General features: G+C 47.3%; 16 protein-coding genes and 2 pseudogenes. 12 read left to right on the top strand and 6 right to left on the bottom strand.

Annotation, left to right across the window (positions count from 1 at the left end; all coding sequences use genetic code 11):
* Positions 1-46 precede the first annotated feature (46 nt).
* Positions 47-5839 (top strand): AAA family ATPase, encoded by a 5793-nt coding sequence (locus H6F51_20865; protein MBD1824926.1) that lies wholly within the window; start codon positions 47-49, stop codon positions 5837-5839.
* A 392-nt stretch (positions 5840-6231) separates the two neighbouring features.
* Positions 6232-7086, top strand: coding sequence for a 3-deoxy-7-phosphoheptulonate synthase (gene aroF / locus H6F51_20870; protein ID MBD1824927.1), 855 nt, complete (start codon positions 6232-6234; stop codon positions 7084-7086).
* A gap of 278 nt (positions 7087-7364) precedes the next feature.
* Here aroF and H6F51_20875 read toward each other — a convergent pair whose 3' ends face one another.
* Complete coding sequence (locus tag H6F51_20875) at positions 7365-8279, bottom strand: tetratricopeptide repeat protein (GenBank protein MBD1824928.1); 915 nt, start codon at positions 8277-8279, stop codon at positions 7365-7367.
* Positions 8280-8441: 162 nt separating this feature from the next.
* Between H6F51_20875 and H6F51_20880 the strand changes: the two genes are divergently transcribed.
* From H6F51_20880 to dusB, 3 genes are all read left to right on the top strand, one after another.
* A complete protein-coding gene (locus H6F51_20880; GenBank protein ID MBD1824929.1) occupies positions 8442-8876 on the top strand; it encodes a DUF2294 domain-containing protein in 435 nt (144 codons plus the stop codon).
* Positions 8877-8958: 82 nt separating this feature from the next.
* The gene (locus H6F51_20885; protein ID MBD1824930.1) at positions 8959-9573 is read left to right on the top strand and encodes a triacylglycerol lipase; all 615 of its coding nucleotides are present in this window, start codon (positions 8959-8961) and stop codon (positions 9571-9573) included.
* An 87-nt stretch (positions 9574-9660) separates the two neighbouring features.
* Positions 9661-10713 carry a tRNA dihydrouridine synthase DusB gene (gene dusB, locus H6F51_20890; GenBank protein MBD1824931.1) on the top strand — a complete coding sequence of 351 codons (1053 nt, stop codon included), beginning with the start codon at positions 9661-9663 and terminating at the stop codon, positions 10711-10713.
* On the opposite strand, the pseudogene H6F51_20895 reads toward dusB, so the two are convergent.
* Positions 10702-11382: pseudogene (locus H6F51_20895) on the bottom strand (Uma2 family endonuclease). The gene dusB and the pseudogene H6F51_20895 sit on opposite strands and share 12 nt — an antisense overlap.
* 19 nt (positions 11383-11401) lie before the next feature.
* On the bottom strand, positions 11402-12676 hold the full coding sequence (locus H6F51_20900; GenBank protein ID MBD1824932.1) for a sensor histidine kinase: 1275 nt from the start codon (positions 12674-12676) through the stop codon (positions 11402-11404).
* 46 nt (positions 12677-12722) lie between these two features.
* On the opposite strand from H6F51_20900, the pseudogene H6F51_20905 reads away from it, so the two are divergent.
* Together H6F51_20905 and H6F51_20910 are read left to right on the top strand one after the other, a co-directional pair.
* A pseudogene (locus H6F51_20905) lies at positions 12723-13209 on the top strand (glutaminase).
* Positions 13210-13260: 51 nt separating this feature from the next.
* Positions 13261-14163 (top strand): hypothetical protein, encoded by a 903-nt coding sequence (locus H6F51_20910; GenBank protein ID MBD1824933.1) that lies wholly within the window; start codon positions 13261-13263, stop codon positions 14161-14163.
* Here the strand turns inward: H6F51_20910 and H6F51_20915 are convergent.
* On the bottom strand, positions 14160-15119 hold the full coding sequence (locus H6F51_20915) for a glutathione S-transferase family protein (GenBank protein MBD1824934.1): 960 nt from the start codon (positions 15117-15119) through the stop codon (positions 14160-14162). The genes H6F51_20910 and H6F51_20915 overlap by 4 nt on opposite strands.
* A 495-nt stretch (positions 15120-15614) precedes the next feature.
* Here H6F51_20915 and H6F51_20920 point away from each other — a divergent pair, with 495 nt between their 5' ends.
* From H6F51_20920 to H6F51_20935, 4 genes are all read left to right on the top strand, one after another.
* Positions 15615-16091: an MgtC/SapB family protein gene (locus H6F51_20920; protein ID MBD1824935.1), complete on the top strand. Its 477-nt coding sequence runs from the start codon at positions 15615-15617 to the stop codon at positions 16089-16091.
* Positions 16092-16311: 220 nt separating this feature from the next.
* Positions 16312-16689 carry a hypothetical protein gene (locus H6F51_20925; GenBank protein MBD1824936.1) on the top strand — a complete coding sequence of 126 codons (378 nt, stop codon included), beginning with the start codon at positions 16312-16314 and terminating at the stop codon, positions 16687-16689.
* A 312-nt stretch (positions 16690-17001) separates the two neighbouring features.
* Positions 17002-20976 (top strand): magnesium chelatase subunit H, encoded by a 3975-nt coding sequence (locus H6F51_20930; protein MBD1824937.1) that lies wholly within the window; start codon positions 17002-17004, stop codon positions 20974-20976.
* 107 nt (positions 20977-21083) lie between these two features.
* Complete coding sequence (locus H6F51_20935; GenBank protein MBD1824938.1) at positions 21084-21440, top strand: single-stranded DNA-binding protein; 357 nt, start codon at positions 21084-21086, stop codon at positions 21438-21440.
* A gap of 33 nt (positions 21441-21473) precedes the next feature.
* On the opposite strand, the gene H6F51_20940 is transcribed toward H6F51_20935, so the two are convergent.
* Together H6F51_20940 and H6F51_20945 are read right to left on the bottom strand one after the other, a co-directional pair.
* A complete protein-coding gene (locus H6F51_20940) occupies positions 21474-21611 on the bottom strand; it encodes a hypothetical protein (protein ID MBD1824939.1) in 138 nt (45 codons plus the stop codon).
* Positions 21612-21654: 43 nt separating this feature from the next.
* Positions 21655-22122, bottom strand: a complete 468-nt coding sequence (locus tag H6F51_20945) for a response regulator (protein MBD1824940.1) — start codon at positions 22120-22122, stop codon at positions 21655-21657.
* A 428-nt stretch (positions 22123-22550) separates the two neighbouring features.
* Here H6F51_20945 and H6F51_20950 point away from each other — a divergent pair.
* The coding region (locus H6F51_20950; GenBank protein ID MBD1824941.1) for a hypothetical protein at positions 22551-23270 on the top strand (720 nt) is incomplete at its 3' end.

Consider the following 23270-nt stretch of genomic DNA (forward strand, 5'->3'; position numbering starts at 1 on the left):
TATTCTCTGCATAAGATTTGCGGCTTTAAGAGACTTAAACCCCATCATGCAGGCAACATTTGACCCAATAGCTGGATTATCGGGCTACTCAGCGATCGGAATACTTTATCAAGGCTCGAGGACTCTGGTTTATCGTGCTGTCCGGATCGCTGATCAAACGCCAGTTATTCTCAAACGATTGCGTCATGAAGCGTCGTCCTTAGAAGAACAGGTACGGTTTCGCAATCAATATACGCTGGTCAAACAGCTAGAGATCCCCGGAATCGTCAAGGTGATTGGATTAGAGTCTTGTGCAGAGGGGGATGTACTCGTAATGGAAGATTTTGGCGAATTGTCTCTGGCTGACTACTTACAGCAAATCAAACAACAGTATCAGCAAATCTCGATCGTTGACTTTCTCTCGATCGCGCTGCAACTCAGCATTACACTCGGTCACTTACACAATCATAAAATCGTTCATAAAGACATCAAGCCTGCAAACATTCTGATCGATCCTGACGCAAAACAAATCCGCCTTATTGACTTCAGCATTGCCTCTCAACTGTCTGATCAAACTCAGGAACTCCAGCACCCCAATCAACTCGAAGGAACTCTTGCTTATCTCTCTCCCGAACAAACGGGACGAATGAATCGTTTGATCGACTACCGCAGCGATTTCTATTCGCTGGGTGTGACGCTCTATGAGCTTCTCACCGGACAAGTCCCCTTTGTTGGGGAAGATGCGCTTGAGATTGTCTACAGTCATCTAGCAAAGGAACCCCCTGAGCTTCAAGCGCTCAGAGCAGAAGTGCCCGGTGCGATCGCCAAAATTGTCATGAAGCTGATGGCAAAAAACGCAGAAGATCGCTATCAAAGCGCAAAGGGATTACAGGCGGATTTGCAGCACTGCTTGGATGAGTTTAAAACAACCGGAGCGATCGCACCGTTTGAAATTGGCAGGCTCGATCGCATTGCCCAACTTAACATTCCTGAAAAGCTGTATGGGCGCAATTCCCAACTGCAAACAGTGTTGGCAGCGTTTGAGCGAGCGAGACAAGGGAGTTGTGAATTAGTCGTGATCGGCGGCTATTCTGGAGTGGGCAAAACCGCCTTAATTCGAGAACTCTTCAAGCCTGTTACTGCAAGTCATGCTCATTTTATTGCGGGCAAGTTCGATCAGTTCAAGCGAGAAGTTCCCTACACCTGTATTGCAGAAGCCTACGGGGAACTCATTCGCCAAATCCTGGGCGAAACTCAGGAACAGGTAGAATTCTGGCGCGATCGCTTTTCTGCTGCGGTCGGATTGAATGGGCAGGCTGTGATTGACATTATTCCAGAGTTGGAATGGTTGATCGGGCAGCAGCCGCCCTTACCCGAAATCCCCCCAGTAGAAGCCCAAAACCGCTTTTATCAAACCTTTTCTGCCTTTATGCTGGCAGCATCAACACCAGAGGCTCCCCTAGTTGAGTTTATGGACGATTTGCAATGGGCAGATGCAGCTACAATTTCAAGGCTGCCTGAGTTTTTGAGTTGCCCAGAGAATCGATATCGCCTATTAATTCTGGCTTATCGGGATAACGAAGTCGATCTAACTCACCTCTTGATGCAGGTGTTGGCACAATTGAAATCAGCACAATTGAAATCAAAAGTGGAATCAAAGGCGTTTAGGTTTGAACACATCACCTTAGAGCCTTTGTCGCTGCATGATGTAATGCAATTTCTTGCAGATACCTTGTGTTGTCATTATTTCACAGTTCAACCTTTAGCAAAATTGCTCTATGACAAAACGCAAGGAAATCCTTTCTTTTTGATGCAACTGCTCAAGTCGTTGCATTCTGAAGACTTTCTCACCTTTGATTTTGAGACAAATTCCTGGCAATGGGACATTAAGCAGATTCGTCAATTCAAGATCAGCGAAGATGTTGTGGAGTTAATGACTGCAAAATTTCAAACGCTCTCAGCACAGACTCAATTTGTGTTGCAATTAGCTGCTTGTATTGGAAATCAATTTGATCTCAAAACGCTTTCTACCGTTAGTCAGATCTCTGCCTTTCAGACCCTACAAGCGCTGTGGAGTGCGATCGAACAAGAATTTATCTTGCCATTAGATCAGCATTATCGTGCTTTTTTAGATGAAACCGGGACTATAGATCTGAAAGTCCAAAATCCAAAATTTAAGTTTTTCCACGATCGCGTCCAGCAAGCCGCCTACACCCTAATTGCTGAGGATCAAAAGCAAGTCACACATCTTGAAATTGCTCGTCTCCTACAACAGCATCTCTCAAATTCCGAAATCGAATTGAACATCTTTGAAATCGTCAATCATTGGAATATCGCGATCGATCTCGTAGTTTCTGATGCAGAGCGGAGCCAACTTGTACAGCTCAATCAAATTGCTGCATCGAAAGCGAAATCCTCTGCTGCTTATCAACATGCTCTAAACTATTTGCAAGCTGCAATTCGTTGTTTACCGAATGATTGCTGGCAAACGAACTATCACGCTACGTTGACCCTGTACGAAGATGCAGCACAAATGGCTTACCTCACAGGGCAATTTGTTCAGTTAGAAGCACTATGCAACCGAGTCTCAGCGAATAGTCTAGATTTATTCGATCGTGTGGAAGTCTGGGAGTTTTGGATTCAAGCCTGCATGGCACAAAATCACATGGTTGATGCCGTCAATTTTGCGATCGTCATATTGCAAGCTTTAGGAGTTTCCATTCGCAAAGATTCAGTAAGTTTAACTGATGCGACAACGGCTCAACCTAACTTGCTGGTTCTTTCTGAAGCAGAAGTTGAGTCACTTGCTAAACTCCCCCCGATGCGCGATCGTCGCTATTTGGCGGCCTTACGAATCTGTGCCAGCGTTGAACCGATCGTTTACTTTACCACTCCAAAATTACATCGTCCGCTAGTTGAGACTGCAATTCGTCTATCAATGCTGCACGGAAACGCACCAGAAACTGTGTTTTTCTACGCGGTTTATGGGTTGGTTCTGTGCAGTCATACTGCGAGTTTACGATTAGGATTACAGTTTGGGCGGCTTGCCTCAAAGCTATTGAACAATGTAGTCAACAAGGACTTACAAGCTCGAACATTGGTTAATCTGGAAGGATTTATCAAGCCTTGGGAAATCGCAGTTCGACAGACAGTCCCCCAACTGCTCAAAGCGCATCAACTTAGCCTTGAAGGTGGAGATTTAGAGTTTGCTGCGCTTGCCCTACACTATTATTGTGTCCATGCTTACTTTGCAGGCAACAAGCTACAGCCCCTACACTCAGAAATGCTATTGTGGGAACAAAAGATGGATAGCTTGCACCAAGAAGCAATCTTGAATTTTCACAAAATCTGGACATCGGGTGTTGCAGCCTTAACTTCTCAGCCTAGTGATGTTTACCGTTTGATCCAGCAGCAAAGTCACTGTTTTGAAAATAATCTAACTGAAGGCTGTTACCGCTTACTCAATACCTTAATTCTCAGCTACGGGTTTGGAAGATATGATATTGCGATCGCGACTTCCAATCAGCTTAAAACGTGCATTCATAGCATTACGGGGATGTACTGTGTTGCTATCTACAATCTGTATGATTCACTGGTGAGCTTGGCAGCTTGCTCAGACTATCCTGCTGATAGTGCCTCAATGCTTGAAAGCGTCGCTCTCAACCAAAAACAAATGCGAATCTGGGCGCGGTTTGCTCCGATGAACTTCCAACATAAGTATGATCTTGTGGAAGCTGAGCGCTATCGCATTCTTGGAGAAACTTATGCAGCCATGGAACAATATGATCGCTCGATCACAGGTGCGATCGAGCATGGTTATATTCAAGAAGCAGCATTAGCAAATGAACTTGCTGCTAAATTCTACTTCAGTCTGAGCAAGCCAAAAATTGCTCAGGCATACTTGATCGAAGCGTACCAACAGTATCAGCAGTGGGGCGCAACTGCAAAAGTTAAGCAGCTCGAAGCGCAGTATCCTCGCTATTTTTCTACACCTGATCCCATACACCCTGCTATTATTACCCACACCAAGAGCAGCAGCAGTACGAATAGCGGATTTTTGGACCTAGCAACCATTCTCAAAGCGACCGAAGCGATCTCTAGCGAGCTGGTGCTCAATCAATTGCTCGATCGACTGTTGCATATCATTCTAGAAAATGCGGGCGCACAGAAAGGCTGTATTGTCCTCGATCGTGAGGGTGAGCTTTTTATTGAAGTAGCAGATACCGACCAAGAAAACTCAGCAGTTGTCGTAGAAGCAATCCCGCTCACCCAAAGCCAAGATGTTCCCTTAACTGTCCTCCAGTACGTAGCTCGCACTCAGACTCCGATCGTCTCAAGCGATGCTGCATCTGAAAGCACCTATGCGAATGATCCTTATGTTCTCAAGCATCAGCCTCAGTCGCTCCTGTGTACTCCAATGATTTATCAAGGAAAGCTCATTGGATTGATGTATCTAGAGAACAACCTGGTAAAAGGAGCGTTTACGACTGATCGCTTAGAGACTGTGAAAATTCTAACGGGACAGGCTGCCATTGCGATCGAAAATGCAAAGCTTTACGCAAGAGAGCAAGAACGCTCTTACCAAATCGAACAATCCCAGCAGCGATTAAACCTCTTGATCCAGCAATCTCCGATCGCGGTATTAGAGTGGAACAAACAATTTGAAATTCAAGCCTGGAATCACGCTGCCGAAGCTGTCTTTGGGTATTCAGCCGAAGAAGTTATGGGAAAGCATTGCCGAATGTTTATTCCAGAGGAGTTTCAGCCTTATGTCAATGAGGTTGTAAACGGAATTTTGCAGCAAACAGGCGGAACCCATGCGATTAATGAAAACATTAGGAAGGATGGAGAACGCATTACCTGCGAATGGTTTAATGCACCGCTGATTGCCCAAAATGGAGAAATTTTAGGGGGCGTTTCGATCGCGCTGGATGTGACCGATCGTCAACGCCTAGCGCTTGCTATCCAGGAGAAGAATCAGAGCTTAGAGCAAGCTTTAACAAAGCTCCAGCAAGCTCAGATGCAGATGGTGCAAAGTGAAAAGATGTCAGCGCTTGGTAACTTAGTGGCGGGTGTGGCTCACGAAATCAATAACCCGCTCGGCTTCCTGAATGGCAGCATTAATAATGCAGCAGAGTTTGTGCAGGACTTACTGAAGTATGTAGACCTGTATCAGCAACATCATCCGAATGCGGCTCCGCCTGTACAAGAGTTTGCGGACGAGATTGATGTTGAATTTCTCAAAGCCGATCTGCCTAAACTGTTACGCTCGATGAGAACGGCAACGGAGCGAATCAAGGCGATTAGTACCAGCCTGCGAACCTTCTCCCGCGCTGATACAGAGGGTACGATCACAGCAAACCTTCGCGAAGGCATCGACAGCACCATTCTGATTCTCAAATATCGGCTTAAAGCGAATGATCAACGTCCTGCCATTGAAGTCGTGACGAACTATGAAGACATTCCCAATGTTGACTGTTTTCCGGGACAACTGAATCAGGTGTTTATGAACATTTTGGCGAACGCGATCGATATGTTCGATGAGATGGCACAACACTCTTCCTTTACTGAGCTAGAAGCCAATCCTTACCAAATCACGATTCAAACCGCCAAAACCGAAGCGAACAAGGTAGAAATCCGCATCCGCGACAACGGCAAGGGAATGTCCGAGGAGGTCAAATCGAAGATTTTTGATCACTTATTTACGACGAAAGCGGTGGGCAAAGGTACAGGATTAGGATTGGCGATCGTCCGTCAAATTGTGGTCGAGAAACATCAAGGAGCGATCGAAGTGCATTCGGCGATCGCTCAAGGAACAGAATTCGTAATTTCACTTCCGATCAAACATGAAAGCGCTTGAAGCTACATTCTTGAAATCATGACATTACCCGATCGGGGGCTTGACTTCCGCTCGATTTCTCTGTTACGGTTCAAAGTATCGAACTTTATAGCCAAATCAGCAAATGCGTTACAGCGTTTCCTACTTTTACTTTTTTTGGCGATCGGCGGCTCACCCGGCGAGGTAAATCCTCATGTGTCCGTCTGGTGAGCCGCAGAATTAAGATCTGCGGCTTTTTTAATGTCCTCAATTTCTGATTGCAATGACTCACCTCACTTCCTGGCTTTACGGTTTTTATTTTTTTACCCAAAGGCGTTCTGGGTGAGTTTTTTGCATTTGCAATTGCCAACCCGGAACCCAGAAGGCTCCGGGTTTTTTGTTGAAGTTCATTCTATCCACAGGAGTTTCAGTCCATGAAAGATGCAAGATTAGTCCGCAAAGCCACCCCTGATCAGCGATCAATTGTTTCTTTATCTAAGGAGGTGTCGATCGGCGGTGAGGAAGTCGTGATTATTGGCGGCCCTTGTGCAGTCGAAAGTCTGACGCAAATGGAAACGATCGCCCGCGAACTCAAATCGGCTCCGATTCAAGCATTAAGGGGAGGTGTGTACAAACCACGCACTTCCCCTTACGCTTTTCAGGGGGCTGGTTTAGAAGGGTTAGAAATTCTTGCAACGGTGCGCCAGCGTTATGATCTGCCTGTCATCACCGAAGTGATGGCAATTTCACAGATTGAAGAAATTTCAGCATATGCAGATATGCTGCAAGTTGGAAGTCGCAATATGCAGAATTTCGATCTGCTCAAAGCTTTGGGACAGGCAAGGAAACCAATCCTACTGAAGCGCGGACTGGCAGCGACGATCGAAGAATTCATCATGGCAGCCGAATATGTGATGAGCCACGGTAATCCCAATGTAGTGCTCTGTGAGCGGGGTATTCGCAGCTTCGATAGCTACACGCGCAATGTTCTCGATTTAGGTGCGGTTGCAGCCCTGAAACAGCTTACACACCTGCCTGTGATTGTTGATCCGAGTCATGCAGCGGGACGGCGGGAATTGATTGCGGACTTGTCGAGAGCGGCGATCGCTTGTGGAGCGGATGGATTGATTATCGAGTGTCATCCTGAGCCGGATCAGTCCGTGTCGGATGCTCAGCAAGCGCTGTCGATAGAAACAATGATGCAATTGGTTCGCAGCATCAAGCCTGTTGCCGAAGCAGTCGGACGAAAAATGTACGGTGTGGAATGTCCGCAGTTTGCGATCGCTTAAACCAAAACAAAGAATGCGGCAGATTTTTATGAATTACGAGCAGACGCAATCGATAAAAACCTACCGCATTCAAATTAGCTTGAGATCTAGCTTTGTGGCATCTCTTCCGGCACAGATGCAGTAGAAGGACGCTTCAGCATGAAGGTTGCGACAATAATGCCAACGATCGCCAAAATTGCGGTCGGATAGAAGGTTAGATCATTGCAGATTCGGACTCATTCTAATGGATTCGGGTCTATCTCCTTTTCGTCCCATTGGCAAATCGTCATGATTTCGCATTAGTTGACTCGGTTTCGCAGTTGCCCGCGTCCAAGCCGCTCAAGCTGCTGTAGCTGCTGTTCTGTTTTCTTTGCCCACGCTGCATTGCCCTGAGCCACAAACAGATCTTTTGCATACCGCAAGACTCGTTCTGCATCTGACGTTTTGCCCTGCCGCACAAAGGCTAGACCTGCGGCATAATAGCCGTTCGCAAACTTGGAATTAAGCTTAGTGGCTTGACGAAAGGCATCTAATGCTCGATCAAGAGTGTTCTGATAGTAAAACACTAAGCCTAAACTGTAGTGCGCCTCGACATAGTTAGGATTGCGCTGAATCGCTTGCTGAAAGGCGGCGATCGCGTTCTGGGCTTTTCCCTGCTGCTGATAAGCTTGCCCTAACTGAAATAAAGGCTCCGGTGCATTCGGACTTAAGTTTGCTGCTTTTTGAAAGGCTTGCGCTGCGCCTGCATAGTTCTTTTCCTGCGTCAGCACTAAACCGAGATTGTATTGCGCCACGCCAGAACTTGGATCAAGTTGGACTGCTTTGGTCAAATAGTCTCGTGCTTGCTTGATGTTATTGCCCTCAAGCAGCGCCGCTCCTAAATTTGCATAAGCCATCGCAAAATTTGGATCGGCTCTGAGCGCTTGATAAAAAGCATCCGCAGAAGGCTGTAGCTGTCCCGCTTGTCTGAGGGCAAGACCGAGATTATAGTGAGCCGCAGCAAGGTTAGGATTGAGGCGCGTGGCTTGACGAAAGGCAGCGATCGCGTCATTCAGTTTGCCTTGCTGAATCAGCGCTAAGCCTTGATTGACTTTAGACTCAGCCGACGGTTTAGCCGCTTGTGCAATGTGCAGTGGTGCTGCCTGAACAGACAGCACTCCAGGCAAAAAAACAAGCAATCCACTGGAGATTAGAATCGTTTTGAGAATTGACATAAGACACTCTGAGAAATTTCAGGAACAGCAGACATTCTTCTCTTAAATCCTTTCTATTGATAGAGGAGAAAATTACTTAAACTTCCTACCTTAAGTCTAGGTTAAATGTAACTTTATACTTGTCTGCTCAATTTCGATTGAGATTGAGATATTTGATTCAACATGACAAACGACAATCCAACCCGTGGACAGATTGAGCGCACGATTGGACAAAAACTACAAGCACTTTATCGAGAGCGAACCGGCCAGCGTCCAGAAAAAGTCACCTGTCAATTCTTTGATGAGAAACTCGCGATCGTTCTAGAACAGATCTCGACACCCGCAGAATGTTTTCTAATTGAAGTAGGACAGCAGGAGATCGCTCAACTGTTTCGGAGTGAACTCGAAAACCAGATGAAAGCTGAAACCATTGCTTTAATCGAAGAGGTTGCTGCTGCCGCAGTCGTTGACGTGCTGAGTAGCACAAATTTACAAGCTGGAGTTTCGGCATTGATTGCAATCCTAAAAGAGCCGCCAAGTGTGCGCGATCCAGAGTCAATTCCAAAATCCAAACGCCGGCATGACACAGAACGATCGTCAGAAGAAGCGCCCGAATAGGACATTTGCGCGGCTGTCTATTTCATCACACTAACTGCAACCGAAAATAGTAGCGTAGAAGAAATACGTTTCTCGATCGACAATGACCCTCAATCCAGTTGTCTTGGTTCATGGCATTACTGATACCTTTGCGCTATTTAAGACGATGACTCAAGCGCTTGAGCGTCAAGGTTGGAGAACTTATGGATTAGATTTGCTTCCGGCAAATGGAGATTGTGAACTCGATCGACTCGCGCAACAATTGTTGGAGTTTATCGAAGCGAACTTACCTGCAAATCAGTCGATCGATCTAGTCGGATTCAGTATGGGCGGATTGGTGAGTCGCTATTATGTTCAGCGCTTAGGGGGCATTGATCGAGTACAGCGCTTTGTCAGCATTTCTGCGCCGCACAATGGCACGATCGCAGCTTATTTGTCGCAACGTCCGGGTTGTTCGCAAATGCGTCCAAATAGCAAATTTATTAATGATTTGAATTGCGATGTGAAGATGCTCGATCGCATCAATTTCACCTCAATTTGGACACCGTTTGATGGAATTATTGTGCCTGCAAATAGTTCCGTGTTACCGGTGGGTGAATCGATCCAAATTCCCGTACCGCTTCATGCTTGGATGGTAACGGATAAACGATCGATCAATCTTGTTGCAGAAGCATTAAGAAGACCTTTGCGTGAACACGAAGCCGGATATAAACACTAATCATTCTCGGAAGCTGAAGCATTTCAGCCGAACTCTGGCAGGATCGTCTATGCTGGAAAACGTCGAATACGATCGCTTGTGCTGGCTATGTTGACTCTTTCCTCCGACCTGCAAACCCGCCTTGCTCAACCTCTGAAGATTGGAGAATTCGAGGTCAAAAGCCGCGTGTTGCAATCGCCGCTATCGGGTGTGACGGATTTAGTATTTCGTCGATTAGTGCGCCGTCACGCGCCCGATTCGATGATGTATACGGAAATGGTAAATGCAACAGGTCTGCACTATGTCAAAGAGCTACCAATTTTAATGGAAGTTGATCCAAACGAACGTCCGATCAGCATTCAACTCTTTGATTGTCGTCCTGATTTTTTGGCAGAAGCAGCGCAAAAAGCAGTCGGTGAAGGTGCAGATACAGTCGATCTCAACATGGGCTGTCCGGTGAATAAGATCACCAAAAATGGGGGCGGTTCATCGCTGTTGCGCCAGCCAGAACTGGCAGAAGAAATTGTGCGATCGGTCGTCCGAGCGGTCGATGTTCCGGTTACGGTCAAAACCCGCATCGGTTGGACAGAAAAAGAAATCAATATTCTTGACTTTGCTAAGCGCATGGAAGATGCGGGAGCCAAAATGATCACGGTTCACGGACGCACCCGCGCTCAGGGATACAACGGTGCTGCAAAGTGGGAATGGATCGCGAAGGTCAAAGAAATTCTCTCGATTCCGGTGATTGCTAACGGCGATATCTTCTCGGTTGAAGCGGCTGTCAAGTGCTTGGAATTCACCCAAGCGGACGGTGTGATGTGTTCGCGGGGAACGTTGGGATATCCGTTCTTGGTCGGCGAAATTGATTACTTTCTCAAGACTGGAACCGAGAAAATTAGACCCACGCCGATCGAGCGATTAGAATGCGCCCGCGATCACTTACAAATGCTCTGGGAATACAAGGGCGATCGCGGTGTGCGCCAAGCCAGAAAACACATGACTTGGTACTCGAAAGGCTTTGCAGGAGCGGCAGAACTGCGCGGACAGTTAAGCGTAATCGAGAATGTGAATCAAGGTTTGGAATTGTTGAATCAGGCGATCGAGCGATTGTCTCGATCAGGTTGGCAAGAAGAACCAGAAGCAGAACTCTTAGCGATTTGAGATTTGTTGCACAAACCACAAAGCAGCCGTTCCATTGGTCTCGTAGGCTAACCGAGATAATGTTTGCTTAATCAACCGGATTGATAATCCTTGCAGTGCGATCGAACTTTCGCACTGTTAATATCTGCCGTCTGCTTGTCGTGCAAACGCGACCACTCTTGCCCCGGAAACATCAATCACCCAATACTCTGGAATTTCTAGCGCTGCATAAATCTGTTTTTTCTCATCGAGATCAGTTGCTAGAGTTGTATCTGCCACTCCACAGACTAAATTCGGAACGTGCCATTGACGTAAGTTAATGCGTCGAGGTTCACCTTCTTGCCAACGGGGAGAATTGCTTCCAAGATACAAAACCTGATCCGGAGAAGCAGCACGTTGATTCGGCTTTTCGAGAACACAGCCTCCGAGACAGTCAAAGGATTGTTCGGGATGTTGACTAAACCAAAAAGCAATCAGCATCGTAATCAGTTCTCGCACTCTAGCGTGATCAATGCCCTCCCAATCCATATCAATATACAGATAGCCTTGATTGAAATAGATCTTGAAATGCTCTGGTTGCTCGATTTCGGCGGTTTTACAACAAGCTAGATAATCGTTCCATGTGGCAATCTGCCAGACAGGAACTTCATCGGACGATCGACGAATGTTTCTCTGGGCGATCGTAGACATAAAAAGCAAGCACAAGAGATCAGGCTAATTCTATCTGAGATTGCGGCAGCGTCACAGTAACGATCGTGCCTTGGTTGACCTGACTTTCAATCTGAATCTGTCCGTTGTGGTTTTCGACAATCGCTTGCGCGATCGCTAAACCCAATCCTGATCCGCCTGTTGCCTTTGTACGGGCTGGATCAACGCGATAAAAGCGATCAAATAAATGCACGATCGCATCTTCTGGAATTCCGATTCCAGTATCAATCACTTTCGTTTGTAATCCAGATTTCAACTGCGCTAGTTCTACTATGATTTCTCGGTTCTCTGGAGTGTATTTAATTGCGTTGCTGATTAAATTTGTGAATAATCTTGATAACTGATCGCGATCGCCTTGCAGCCAATATTCCAGACTGCGATCGACTTTGTATGAGAGTGAAATTTCTTTTTCTGCTGCCGTCATTCCTTGTTCTTCCAACACTTCATCGAGTAATTCATCGAGTTCGATCGTGCTACGCTGCGGTTGAACAATGCCGCTATCTTGCCGAGCAAGAAAAAGCAAATCATCGACTAATTTTCCTAAGCGTCGAGTCAAGCGTTCAATCACTTGTAAATGTTGCTGTTGCGTTTGTGGCTCTGGATCTGGATCAGAAAGTGCAACTTGTACGTTTGTTTGGATGATCGCAATCGGGTTTCTCAGTTCATGGGAAGCATCCGCTGTAAATTGTTTTAAGCGCTGATAAGATTCACGAATCGGCTGCATAGCAATGCCGGAAAGAAACCAACCGATCGCGGCAACAATCCCGATCATCGTTGCTGTCCCAATACTTAAATCACGAAATAGCTGACGAGTTGGCTTTGTCACCTCAAACCAGGGATGACTCACGCGCAAATATCCCAATACTCGCTGCCCAATCTGAACGCGCTCTGTAACCTGCCGTAAAAGCTGTGTCTCTGAAGCATGAACGGTTTCACCATCATGATTAAGATGTAACGGCACAGAAAGCGGGTCGGCAAAGGTTGACCAAAGCTGCTTTCCATTCGGATCAAACCATTCGAGATCAATGTGATCATCTTCGAGTGAAATCGAATTATCGCGAAAACTGGCTTCGACATTAACGCTGACTTGATCGCCCACCGCTTGAATGACCAGCGATCGCTGCACCACTTCGGCAACGTGATTTAACGTATCGTCAATCCGCTCGATTAGCGTCGATCGGACATAGAAATAGAATCCACTCGCAAATACAAACAGCAATACTGCTGTTACCGTTGTGTACCAAAGTGCTAATCGTCGTCGCGTCGTTTGAAACATATTAGGAAAATAGCGATACTATCTGTTTGCTGCGTCGGTTAAATCAATGTCTCATCCGTTCCAAGGCTTCCTCGAAGAACTATATCTAAAGTATCGCAATCTCAAAGACGGCGAAGTTGCGACCTATATTCCGGAGCTTGCGAAAGCCGATCCAGATTGGTTGAGTATTTGCGTTGTTACTGTTGATGGGCAAGTATTTGAAGTTGGAGATTCAAGCCAACTGTTTACGATTCAATCGATTTCAAAAGTCTTTGCCTACGGTATGGCACTGGAAGATCGCGGGCGAATGGGCTTATAAAGTTGGGCTTCCGGCAAAAAGTGGCGTTTCTGGAGGTATTATCGCAGTCGTTCCCAATCAGGTTGGCATTGCTGTCTTTTCGCCATTGCTCGATGTTCACGGAAATAGTGTACGTGGTATTAGAGTGTGCGAAGAACTTTCCCGCCATTTTCAACTGCATATCTTTGATTTGCCGATGGGCTGTACTCACTTCCTACAAAAGCTCTCAAGCAAAGATTCATCAACATCGGTTTAAGCAATCTTGAATCGGGTGTAGGGTTGAAGATAGCAACTAAGAGAACGAACAATGGCAACGCAGCGGCAGCGAAAAACACCCATTCAAAACGGCAAAACTCCGACGATCGCACCAGAAGCTAGTCCTTCTAACAATGCAGAACTGCTCGAAAAAATTGAAGACCTGAAGCATGAGCTAGAACAAACGCAACAAAACGAGAAAAAACTGCAACACACGATTGAACAGTTGCAAACTCAAATCGAGGAGCAAACGGCGATCGCCCAAACGCTCGAAGTTAATCTCGAAAAAGCGAATCAAGCTCAATCTGATCTCAAAGAAGCTCAGCAAACCGCACTGAAACTAGCTGAAGAAAATAAAAAGCTAACAGTGGAGAATCAGCACCACACTCAAGAAGTGACGCAGTTGCAAAATAAGCTCAAGCAGGCGGAGAAAACTGCTGCTGAAAAAGCATCTCATCTGCAAGCAGAGCTTGAACAAGCCCAAAAAGATGCGCTGAAACTTGCAGAAGCTAACCAAAAATTGATTGCAGAACATCAAGATTCTCGATCGCAAACTGAAAAAGCGGCTCACCTTCAAGCCGAGCTTACCAAAGCCCAAAAAGACGCGCTGAAACTCGCGGATGCCAACCAAAAATTAATTGAAGAGAACAAACAGCTTCAAACGAACGGTGACAAAGCTGAGCAGCTTCGTGCAGAGCTTGCACAGGCTCAACAAACTGCATTGCAACTCGCAGAGTCTAATCAGAAACTAATCGAAGAAAGTCAGAAGCTTCAAGAAAAGCAGTCGAAACCAGAATCGAAATTAGCGCCCAAAGCGCCAGCCAATGATACAGACTTCAGAAGTCATCAAGACATTCTGAGAAAGCGTCAAGCTGCCGCTTTAGCACACCCAGTTTTCCCAACTGATCCTGCGTCGCCCAAAGTTTCAGATCAAGAAATGGGTTGGTTTGATTAGTGAAAGCGGTGACGATCGTGTGGCGCGTCGAAATCAATCTCAGGGCCGATCGGCACAATCCGAGTCGGATTGATCTGCGTTTGGCTCATGTAGTAGTGCCGCTTAATATGGTCGAGATTGCAGGTTGGCTTAATCTGCGGATGCTGATAGAGATCTTTCAGGTAGTTCCACAGATTCGGATAATCAACAATTCGACGCACATTACACTTGAAATGGCTGTAATACACCGAATCAAAACGCAGCAGCGTTGTAAACATACAAACATCCGCTTCTGTAAGTTGATTGCCGCATAAATATCGCTGCTCTGATAACACCGTTTCCCAATGATCTAGATTCTGAAAAAGCTCTTTAACTGCTTCTTCATAAGCTTCTTGAGTAGTGGCAAATCCCGATCGATAAACCCCATTGTTAATTGGCGTATAAATCTTGCCGATCATGTCATCAATTCGCTGCCGTAAACCCTGCGGATAAAGATCAATTTCTTGCGTTGCGAACTCGTTAAATTCAGTGTCAAACATCCGAATAATTTCGCGAGATTCGTTATTCACGATCGTTTGTTTCTCTTTATCCCAAAGCACCGGAACGGTAATTCGCCCCGTATACTTTTCATCCGCTTTCAGATAGATTTCTTGCAGATATTCGGTATGGTTCACAGAATCGGGAATTGCGCCAGGATTGTTTGAGAAATACCAGCCTTTATCGCTTAATACTGCATCCACAATCGACAATCCAATCGCAGATTCTAGCCCTTTGAGCGATCGCAGAATTAGCGTGCGATGCGCCCAAGGACAAGCAAGTGAGATATAAAGGTGATACCTATCAGGCGCAGCTTGAAAGCCGCTTTTGCCATCAGCAGTGATGCGATCGCGAAACTTTGTGGGAGTTCGATTGAATTTCCCGCTTTTATCGCGTTCATTCCAATCGGTTGTCCACGTGCCGTCTACCATCATTCCCAGCGCCATATCGTACTCCCGAATCTAGCTAAATACCATCAGGTTAGTACAGCGTCTTTTCTAGCAACTCTTTCTTTGGGTACGGCCGCAGCTTGATAAACAAGCGCTTCTAGATTTGGCATCTCTTGCCAACAATGAGTGCAGAACCAGTACAATTTGCCATGACGAACGTGACGTAAAAGCTTTTCAGAGCAACAAGGACATTCAGGCATGACTTTTGACCGTAATTGGAATAGAGGCGTTACTGTGTTTTGGTTTTCACTCACAGCCCTATTTAAACGATAAGAGAGCAACCTGATCTTCGCTATGGGCAAGCTACCCGTTCTGTGGGTGGAGTTCCCTAGATCATCGAGTTAAATTTGGTAATGATTTCTATAACCAAAAAAATATCCCAGATACGATCAAATCATTGGGTTGTTATCAAAAGAAATAAGAGGCTACGAGAATTGTTCTTGGTTTCTCGCATTGATGTTTTGTGATGGTAAATGCTTACAGGTTATGGCAAATTATTCGATCGATATTCACAACTGGGGCGGATTGCTATTTCGATTAGGGAGCGCGATCGTTGCAGGCGGCGCGATCGGTTGGGAGCGTCAGCAGCGCCACAAAGCAGGGGGACTCAGAACCCATATGCTCGTCAGCTTGGGATCTGCTTTGTTTATTCTCGTCCCGATCGAAGTGAGCGGTTCAGCCGATGGCTTAAGCCGCACAATTCAAGGTGTAGCGACGGGTGTTGGATTTTTGGGAGCCGGAGAAATTTTGCACCGATCGCGCCCCAACAGAAATAGCCAGGAAGTCAAGGGCTTAACCTCTGCTGCCTCAATTTGGGTTACAGCCGCTTTGGGCATCACGGCTGGAGCAGGACTTTGGCAGCTTACCGTCCTGGGAACCCTGCTCACTCTGATCACCCTGGTTGTAGTGAAGCGCTTGGAGCAGATTGCGCTCGTTTCTAAGCAGAATGATTCGGAAGAATGAGGGAAGTATCAAGTTTCAGCGATCTTGCCGAACAATTTCTGTCGATCTTATCAATGGCGGGTAGACTGGTTATAACTAAATTAGTTCAAAATCTAGTTCAAAATCTCATACGCTCCATTACTCAAACCTGAATAGGAGCTGCCCTAGCTCACATTGCCCTATTTAAGAAAAGCGCCTTTAGCAACCTTCACCCTGTTGTCCCGCTGCTTTCCTGCGTCCAATGAATGCTGATACCTTTGATCGCGGTTCTAATGCTTGTCCGGTTTGCCATCGCGTCGGTGGGTTGCCTTCCGTTAAATCGGTGGGTGGTTTGCTTACCTGCCCGCATTGCCGATCGCGCCTTGTCGTCAGTCTGAGCGGTCATTATGTCCGCGATCCGTTTCGGGTGAAAAAATTATCGAGTCAGCAGCTCCGCAGGCAAAGCCGCCCAATTGCCAGAATCCTGAGAGATTCCGGCATTGCCAAGCATTCCCCGCTCATCGCGATCGTCAGTAGCTTGATGGTCGTCGGCTTTTCAATGTCGATTCTAGGTCGAGCGGAGAGATTACCAGATTGGGTACAACAAGTCATTCTGAAAGATGCAGAGGTAAAAGATTAAGATTCGTAACAATGAATCTTGAAGAAAGATTAACAAAAGAATAAACGATTCTCAAATTTCTGTAACGCTAAGTAACAAAAAATTGCAGGTTTTTTATCAATTTGTGTCGGATAAGCGCCGGAATGCTCTTTCTGCATACGTTTTCTGGTAAAAACACAAATGTAGATGAAATCCCGATCGCGATCGCAAAGCCGAGAAGATCGCTTTACAAAGCGTTACATTCTCTAGCTTGGTTCAGGTTCAGATCTGAACCGGGTGCTTCGTTCGCTGGTTGTTTTAACAAGAGAACACGCATACAAGGAGTCTGAGCGAATGTTCACTCACGTCAAGCCCACCGTTCGACACATTGTTCCTGAGAACCTGGCAGGACGGTCTTTACTCAAGGTGGTCTATGTCGTGTTAGAGCCACAATATCAAAGTGCGCTCTCCGCCGCCGTCCGATCAATTAACGCGAATCATCCGAAAATTGCGGTCGAAATCAGTGGATATCTGATCGAGGAACTCCGCAACCCAGAGAACTATGAAGCCTTTGAGAAAGATGTTTCTGAAGCAAATATTTTCATTGCTTCGCTGATCTTTCTTGAAGATTTAGCTGAAAAAGTCGTTGCCGCAGTCGAGCCGCATCGCGATCGCTTAGATGCCGCAGTGGTGTTCCCGTCGATGCCACAAGTGATGCGCCTGAACAAATTAGGCAGCTTCTCGATGGCACAGTTAGGGCAGTCGAAGAGCGCGATCGCGCAGTTTATGAAGAAGCGCAAGGAAAACTCTGGCGCAGGCTTCCAAGACGCAATGCTGAAGCTCTTAAACACGCTGCCGAAAGTGCTGAAATATCTGCCGATGGACAAGGCGCAAGATGCTCGCAACTTTATGCTGAGCTTCCAGTATTGGCTCGGTGGCAACGCTGAGAACCTGGAAAACTTCCTGCTGATGTTGGCAGATAAGTATGTGTTTAAGGGTGAAATCGGCGGTACCGTTCAAGATCCGCAAGTTTACCCGGATCTGGGTATTTGGCATCCAATGGCTCCGACCATGTTCGAGGATCTCAAAGAGTACCTAAACTGGTTTAACTCGCGCAAAGATATTCGAGAAGATATGCGCGATCCGCTCGTTCCAACCGTTGGCTTAGTGCTGCAAAGAACGCACTTAGTCACAGGTGACGATGCTCACTATGTGGCAATGGTGCAAGAAATCGAATCGATGGGAGCGCGGGTGATTCCGGTGTTTGCCGGGGGACTGGACTTCTCGAAGCCTGTTGATGCGTTCTTTTATGATCCGATTACCGGAAGCTCGATCGTCGATGTCGTGGTGTCGCTCACCGGATTTGCCCTGGTCGGAGGTCCTGCTCGTCAAGATCACCCCAAAGCGATCGAAGCCTTGCGCCGTCTGAATCGCCCGTACATGGTGGCATTGCCGCTCGTGTTCCAAACCACTGAGGAATGGCAAGATAGCGAACTGGGTTTACACCCGATTCAAGTGGCGCTGCAAATTGCGCTTCCAGAACTCGATGGCGCGATCGAACCCATCATCGTTTCCGGTCGAGATGGCGCAACCGGCAAAGCGATCGCCCTGCAAGATCGCGTCGAAGCGATCGCCCAACGCGCCCTCAAGTGGGCGAATTTACGACGCAAGCCGAAACTGCACAAGCGAGTTGCCATCACCGTGTTCAGCTTCCCGCCGGATAAAGGAAATGTGGGAACAGCCGCTTACCTCGATGTGTTCGGCTCTATTCATAAAGTGATGGAATCGCTGAAGCAAAATGGCTACGATGTTCAGGATTTACCGGAGTCGGCTGAAGTGTTGATGCTGGAAGTGCTGCATGATGCACGGGCACAGTACAACAGCCCAGAACTCAACATCGCCTACAAAATGTCGGTGCCAGAGTACGAGGAACTGACTCCGTATCATGAGCGATTGATTCCGTCTTGGGGTCCTGCTCCTGGACATCTCAACACTGATGGACAGAATCTATTGGTGTATGGAAAGTCATTCGGCAATGTCTTCATTGGAGTTCAGCCGACCTTTGGTTATGAAGGCGACCCGATGCGGTTGTTGTTCTCGCGATCGGCAAGTCCCCACCACGGATTCGCAGCTTACTACACCTATCTAGAAAAAATCTGGAAAGCAGATGCAGTGCTGCACTTCGGAACGCATGGATCGCTCGAATTTATGCCAGGTAAGCAGATCGGCATGTCTGAGGAATGCTACCCCGATAGCTTGATCGGTACGATTCCCAACCTGTATTACTATGCAGCGAACAATCCATCGGAAGCCACGATCGCCAAACGTCGATCGTATGCCGAAACCATCAGCTATCTGACTCCGCCTGCTGAGAATGCTGGACTGTACAAAGGTCTAAAAGAACTCAGCGAATTAGTCGGCTCTTATCAAACGCTCAAGGATTCCGGCCGAGGTGTTCAGATTGTCGATACGATCATGGACAAAGCCCGGATTTGCAACCTTGATAAAGACATTACCTTCCCGGATAGCGCTGGTGAACTGACGCAAGAAGAGCGAGACACGATCATTGGTAAGGTCTACATCAAACTGATGGAGATCGAATCGCGATTGTTACCCTGTGGATTGCATGTCATTGGTAAGCCGCCGTCAGCCGATGAAGCGATCGCAACGCTGGTGAACATTGCCAGCCTTGATCGACCCGAAGAAAATATGCTGAGCTTGCCTCGGATCATTGCTAATAGCTTGAACCGTGACATTGATGAGATTTTCCAGAACAGCGATCGAGGCGTTCTCGATGATGTGCAACTGTTAAACGACATCAATCAAGCGACTCGTGCGGCGGTAACTGCAATGGTAAAAGCCCAAGTCGATCAAGACGGTCGCGTTTCTAGAACTTCGATGTTGAGCAATCTGTTCAACTTCGGCGGCAAGAAAGAGCCTTGGATCGAAGCACTCCAAGAAGCGGGCTACCCGACTGTGGATCAAGAAGCGATGAAGCCGTTGGTCGAGTTCTTGCAGTTCTGCCTCAAGCAAGTCGTTGCAGATAATGAGTTGGGTGCATTGCTCACCGCACTCGAAGGGGAATACATTCTGCCGGGGCCTGGCGGCGACCCGATTCGGAATCCGGATGTCTTACCTACCGGAAAGAACATTCACGCGCTTGATCCGCAATCGATTCCAACTGCCGCAGCCGTGAAGTCGGCAAAAGTTGTGGTCGATCGTCTGATCGCTCGTCAATGTGCAGAAAACAATGGCGCTTATCCTGAAACGATCGCCTGCGTCCTCTGGGGAACCGACAACATCAAAACCTACGGTGAATCTCTCGCGCAGATTCTCTGGATGGTGGGTGTGCGTCCGATGCCGGATTCACTGGGACGAATTAACAAGCTTGAACTAATTCCGCTCGAAGAGTTGGGCAGACCTCGGATCGATGTCGTGGTGAACTGTTCTGGTGTGTTCCGCGACCTATTTATCAACCAAATGGCATTGCTCGATCGAGCCGTCAAAATGGCAGCCGAAGCCGAGGAACCGTTAGAGATGAACTTCGTTCGCAAACACGCGATGAAACAAGCCGACGAACTCGGAATCAACCTGCGTCAAGCTGCAACTCGCGTGTTCTCTAATGCTTCCGGTTCGTACTCGTCAAACATCAACTTAGCCGTTGAGAATGGCACCTGGGAAAACGAAGAGGAACTACAAAATATGTACCTCTCGCGCAAAGGGTTCGCCTTCTCCTCAGATAATCCTGGAATGATGGAACAAAGCGAGCAGCTGTTCCGCGCTTCGCTGAAGACTGCGGATATGACCTTCCAAAACCTTGATTCTTCTGAGATCTCGCTTACCGATGTCTCGCACTACTACGATTCTGACCCGACTAAAATTGTGTCTCGGCTGCGCGATGACGGTAAAATGCCCGCTTCTTACATGGCAGACACCACTACCGCCAATGCTCAGATCCGCACCCTTTCTGAAACGGTACGACTCGATGCCCGTACCAAAATGCTTAATCCCAAGTGGTATGAGGGCATGTTAAGCCACGGATACGAAGGAGTTCGGGAATTGTCGAAGCGATTGGTCAACACAATGGGCTGGTCAGCTACCGCAAACGCAGTAGATAACTGGGTTTACGAAGACACCAACACCACGTTCTTCAAAGACGAGGAAATGTGTAAGCGTCTGCTCGACCTCAATCCCAACTCGTTCCGCAAGATGGTGACGACCTTGCTCGAAGCCAACGGTCGCGGCTATTGGGAAACTAGCGAAGAGAACCTCGATCGACTGCGCGAACTCTATCAAGAAGTCGAAGATCGGATCGAAGGCGTTGAGTAACCCACCTTGAAACAACATCAGGAGGCGCGAGCGCTCGTGCCTCTTTTTTGTGTCTAACCTCTGGTCACTGGGCACTCTGAATTAAACCCCAGCAAAGAGGAAATTTTATGTCAAGCGCGGGACTCAATCAGTGGATTGTGAGCGGCAATCTCGCCGCCGATGCCACAATCAAGACGGTAACGCTAAAAGATGGTAGAGAGGCACGGGTTGCAAATGCAGCGCTTTATGTCCGCAAGTCTCGCAATTGGGAAGAGTCGTTTACTGTATCGCTCAGTATTTGGGAAAAATCTTCAGCTTGGCGAGCACTGCCCTATCTGAAGAAAGGATCGCTGGTAATTTGTACCGGATCAGTTGAACCCAATCCTTATATTTCTAGTGTGGGAAATGTGCCGAGAGCTGGGCTGGAAATGACCGTTTTGGATGTCCATCTCGATCGCGTCAAAGAAGAAACTGAAGCTGCATAAAACAGGGGCGATCGCCCATACGATCGCCCTTTTTCAATTACTTGCCGTCTCAACCGTCACTTCTACCAACATCCCTGGTGTGGTCGCCTGCTCAAATTCTCGAACACTGTCACGATCGAACACCACCCGCACCGGAATTCGCTGCAAACTTTGGCGAAGTACCCATCGCATTAGGAGAGAAAATTAGGCTTTTCTGGCTCCCTCTTAGAAATCATCAAGCAGACAGTTGCAGCCCGCAGAGGGATAATCGTGCTGGGTTCAGCGCACTATCAAAAGCGCGAATGGAACAAACTGTATCTTTCATCGGGACTAGAGCTTGAATTGCCTCAATCAGTGGCTCGAAATCAATCGGTTTTTCAAGATGCACCTGAAAGCCTGCTCGGATGGATTGTTCTTCATAGTGAGTCCCGCTTAGGGCAGTAAAGGCGATCGCAGGAAGATAATTCCACTGGGTCTGGCTGCGAATCTGCTTCAAAAGGCTGTATCCATCAATCACAGGCATAACAATATCGCTGAGTAACAAGTCGGGTTGGAACTGTTCTAAAGCGTTTAACGCAGCGATCGCCGAGCCGACCGCGAGCACAGTCGCTCCTTCCATCTCAAGCACTGTGGTTAATAGAATTCTTGTATCCTGGTCGTCATCCACAAGCAAAATACGACAATCTTCTAACTTCTCGATCATCGGTTTGACCTCTCAAAAGCACAGCGTCTGGCAACGAGCAACGTCAGCACAACTCCGATTTAAAGTGAAGATAGCGGAACAAACTCTATATTCGCAACATTACTAGAGTTAGGTGACAAATCAAACGATTCTTGATAAACATTTTTATGCGGAAGCATTACTCAATCCCTGGCAGAGTGGGCACTTCAGGTTAATGAACTAATGTAAACTACCAAGCTTTGAATGAGGCTTAGGAAAGCCATTCTGAATTTTTAAGTTGACGATATCGGAGTTTCTCGAGCACTTGTCATCCTACCTTAGAAATAGATTAAGACCAAATTAAAAAATCAATGTATAATCATCGAACCCTACCCGGTTAATGCTGAAACGTCTAGTAGCGCGGCGATTTGGGCGTTTCAGCTACCTCGTCCCTACCTCCTCATATCACTATGATTCAAACCCCGATTTGGAGCGTTGTGCTAGCAAGTGTATTTTGGTGGCTGACGCTGCAAACTCCCATTCTGAGTGAACCGATCGCATCTCAACAGCCCAACGCCAAAATCGAAATCGCTCGAATTCGATCCGGCGTTCTCCCTGGTGTCATCATTGGTGGACATCACGAAGGCTGGTTGAACATTGTGCAGCAACGCTACACCGCCTCCAGCGATCGCGATGACCGTCTGGAAGAAGCCGCCCGCTATTTAGTCGAAGATGAACTGGTGCAAGCTGGATTTGATATCGCGCGATCGCAGCCGAGTTCAGTGTTTGAAGAAGCCTCTCACGATCCAGAACCAGGACGGTTTCTGATTGGTGGAACCCTGACCAAAGCACGGCTCAACTCCTATCAATCCTGGTTCAAAGGTGGTGTGACCAAAGACGACCGCACGATTCGCTGGGAACTGTTCGATCGCCAACGCTCTAAAGTGGTGTACCGTCAGGAAATTATCGGCAGTGCCGAAGCAGAAGGCATTGATAATCCAGCCGCAACCTATGAAGCCATTCGCGCCAGCATCAAACAGTTGCTTGAAGAACCGGGCTTTTTAGCAGCACTCAACTCCACCCCTGTAGAGACGATCGTTCAACCGCCATCTCGGTTTGAAGTGGCAGCCTTAGCCGTCTCGAACCAACCGCTCTCGATCGCTCAATTAACCGGACGCAGCGTTCCCGCG

This window comes from Cyanobacteria bacterium FACHB-DQ100, from assembly GCA_014695195.1.
Lineage (GTDB): Bacteria > Cyanobacteriota > Cyanobacteriia > Leptolyngbyales > Leptolyngbyaceae > Leptolyngbya.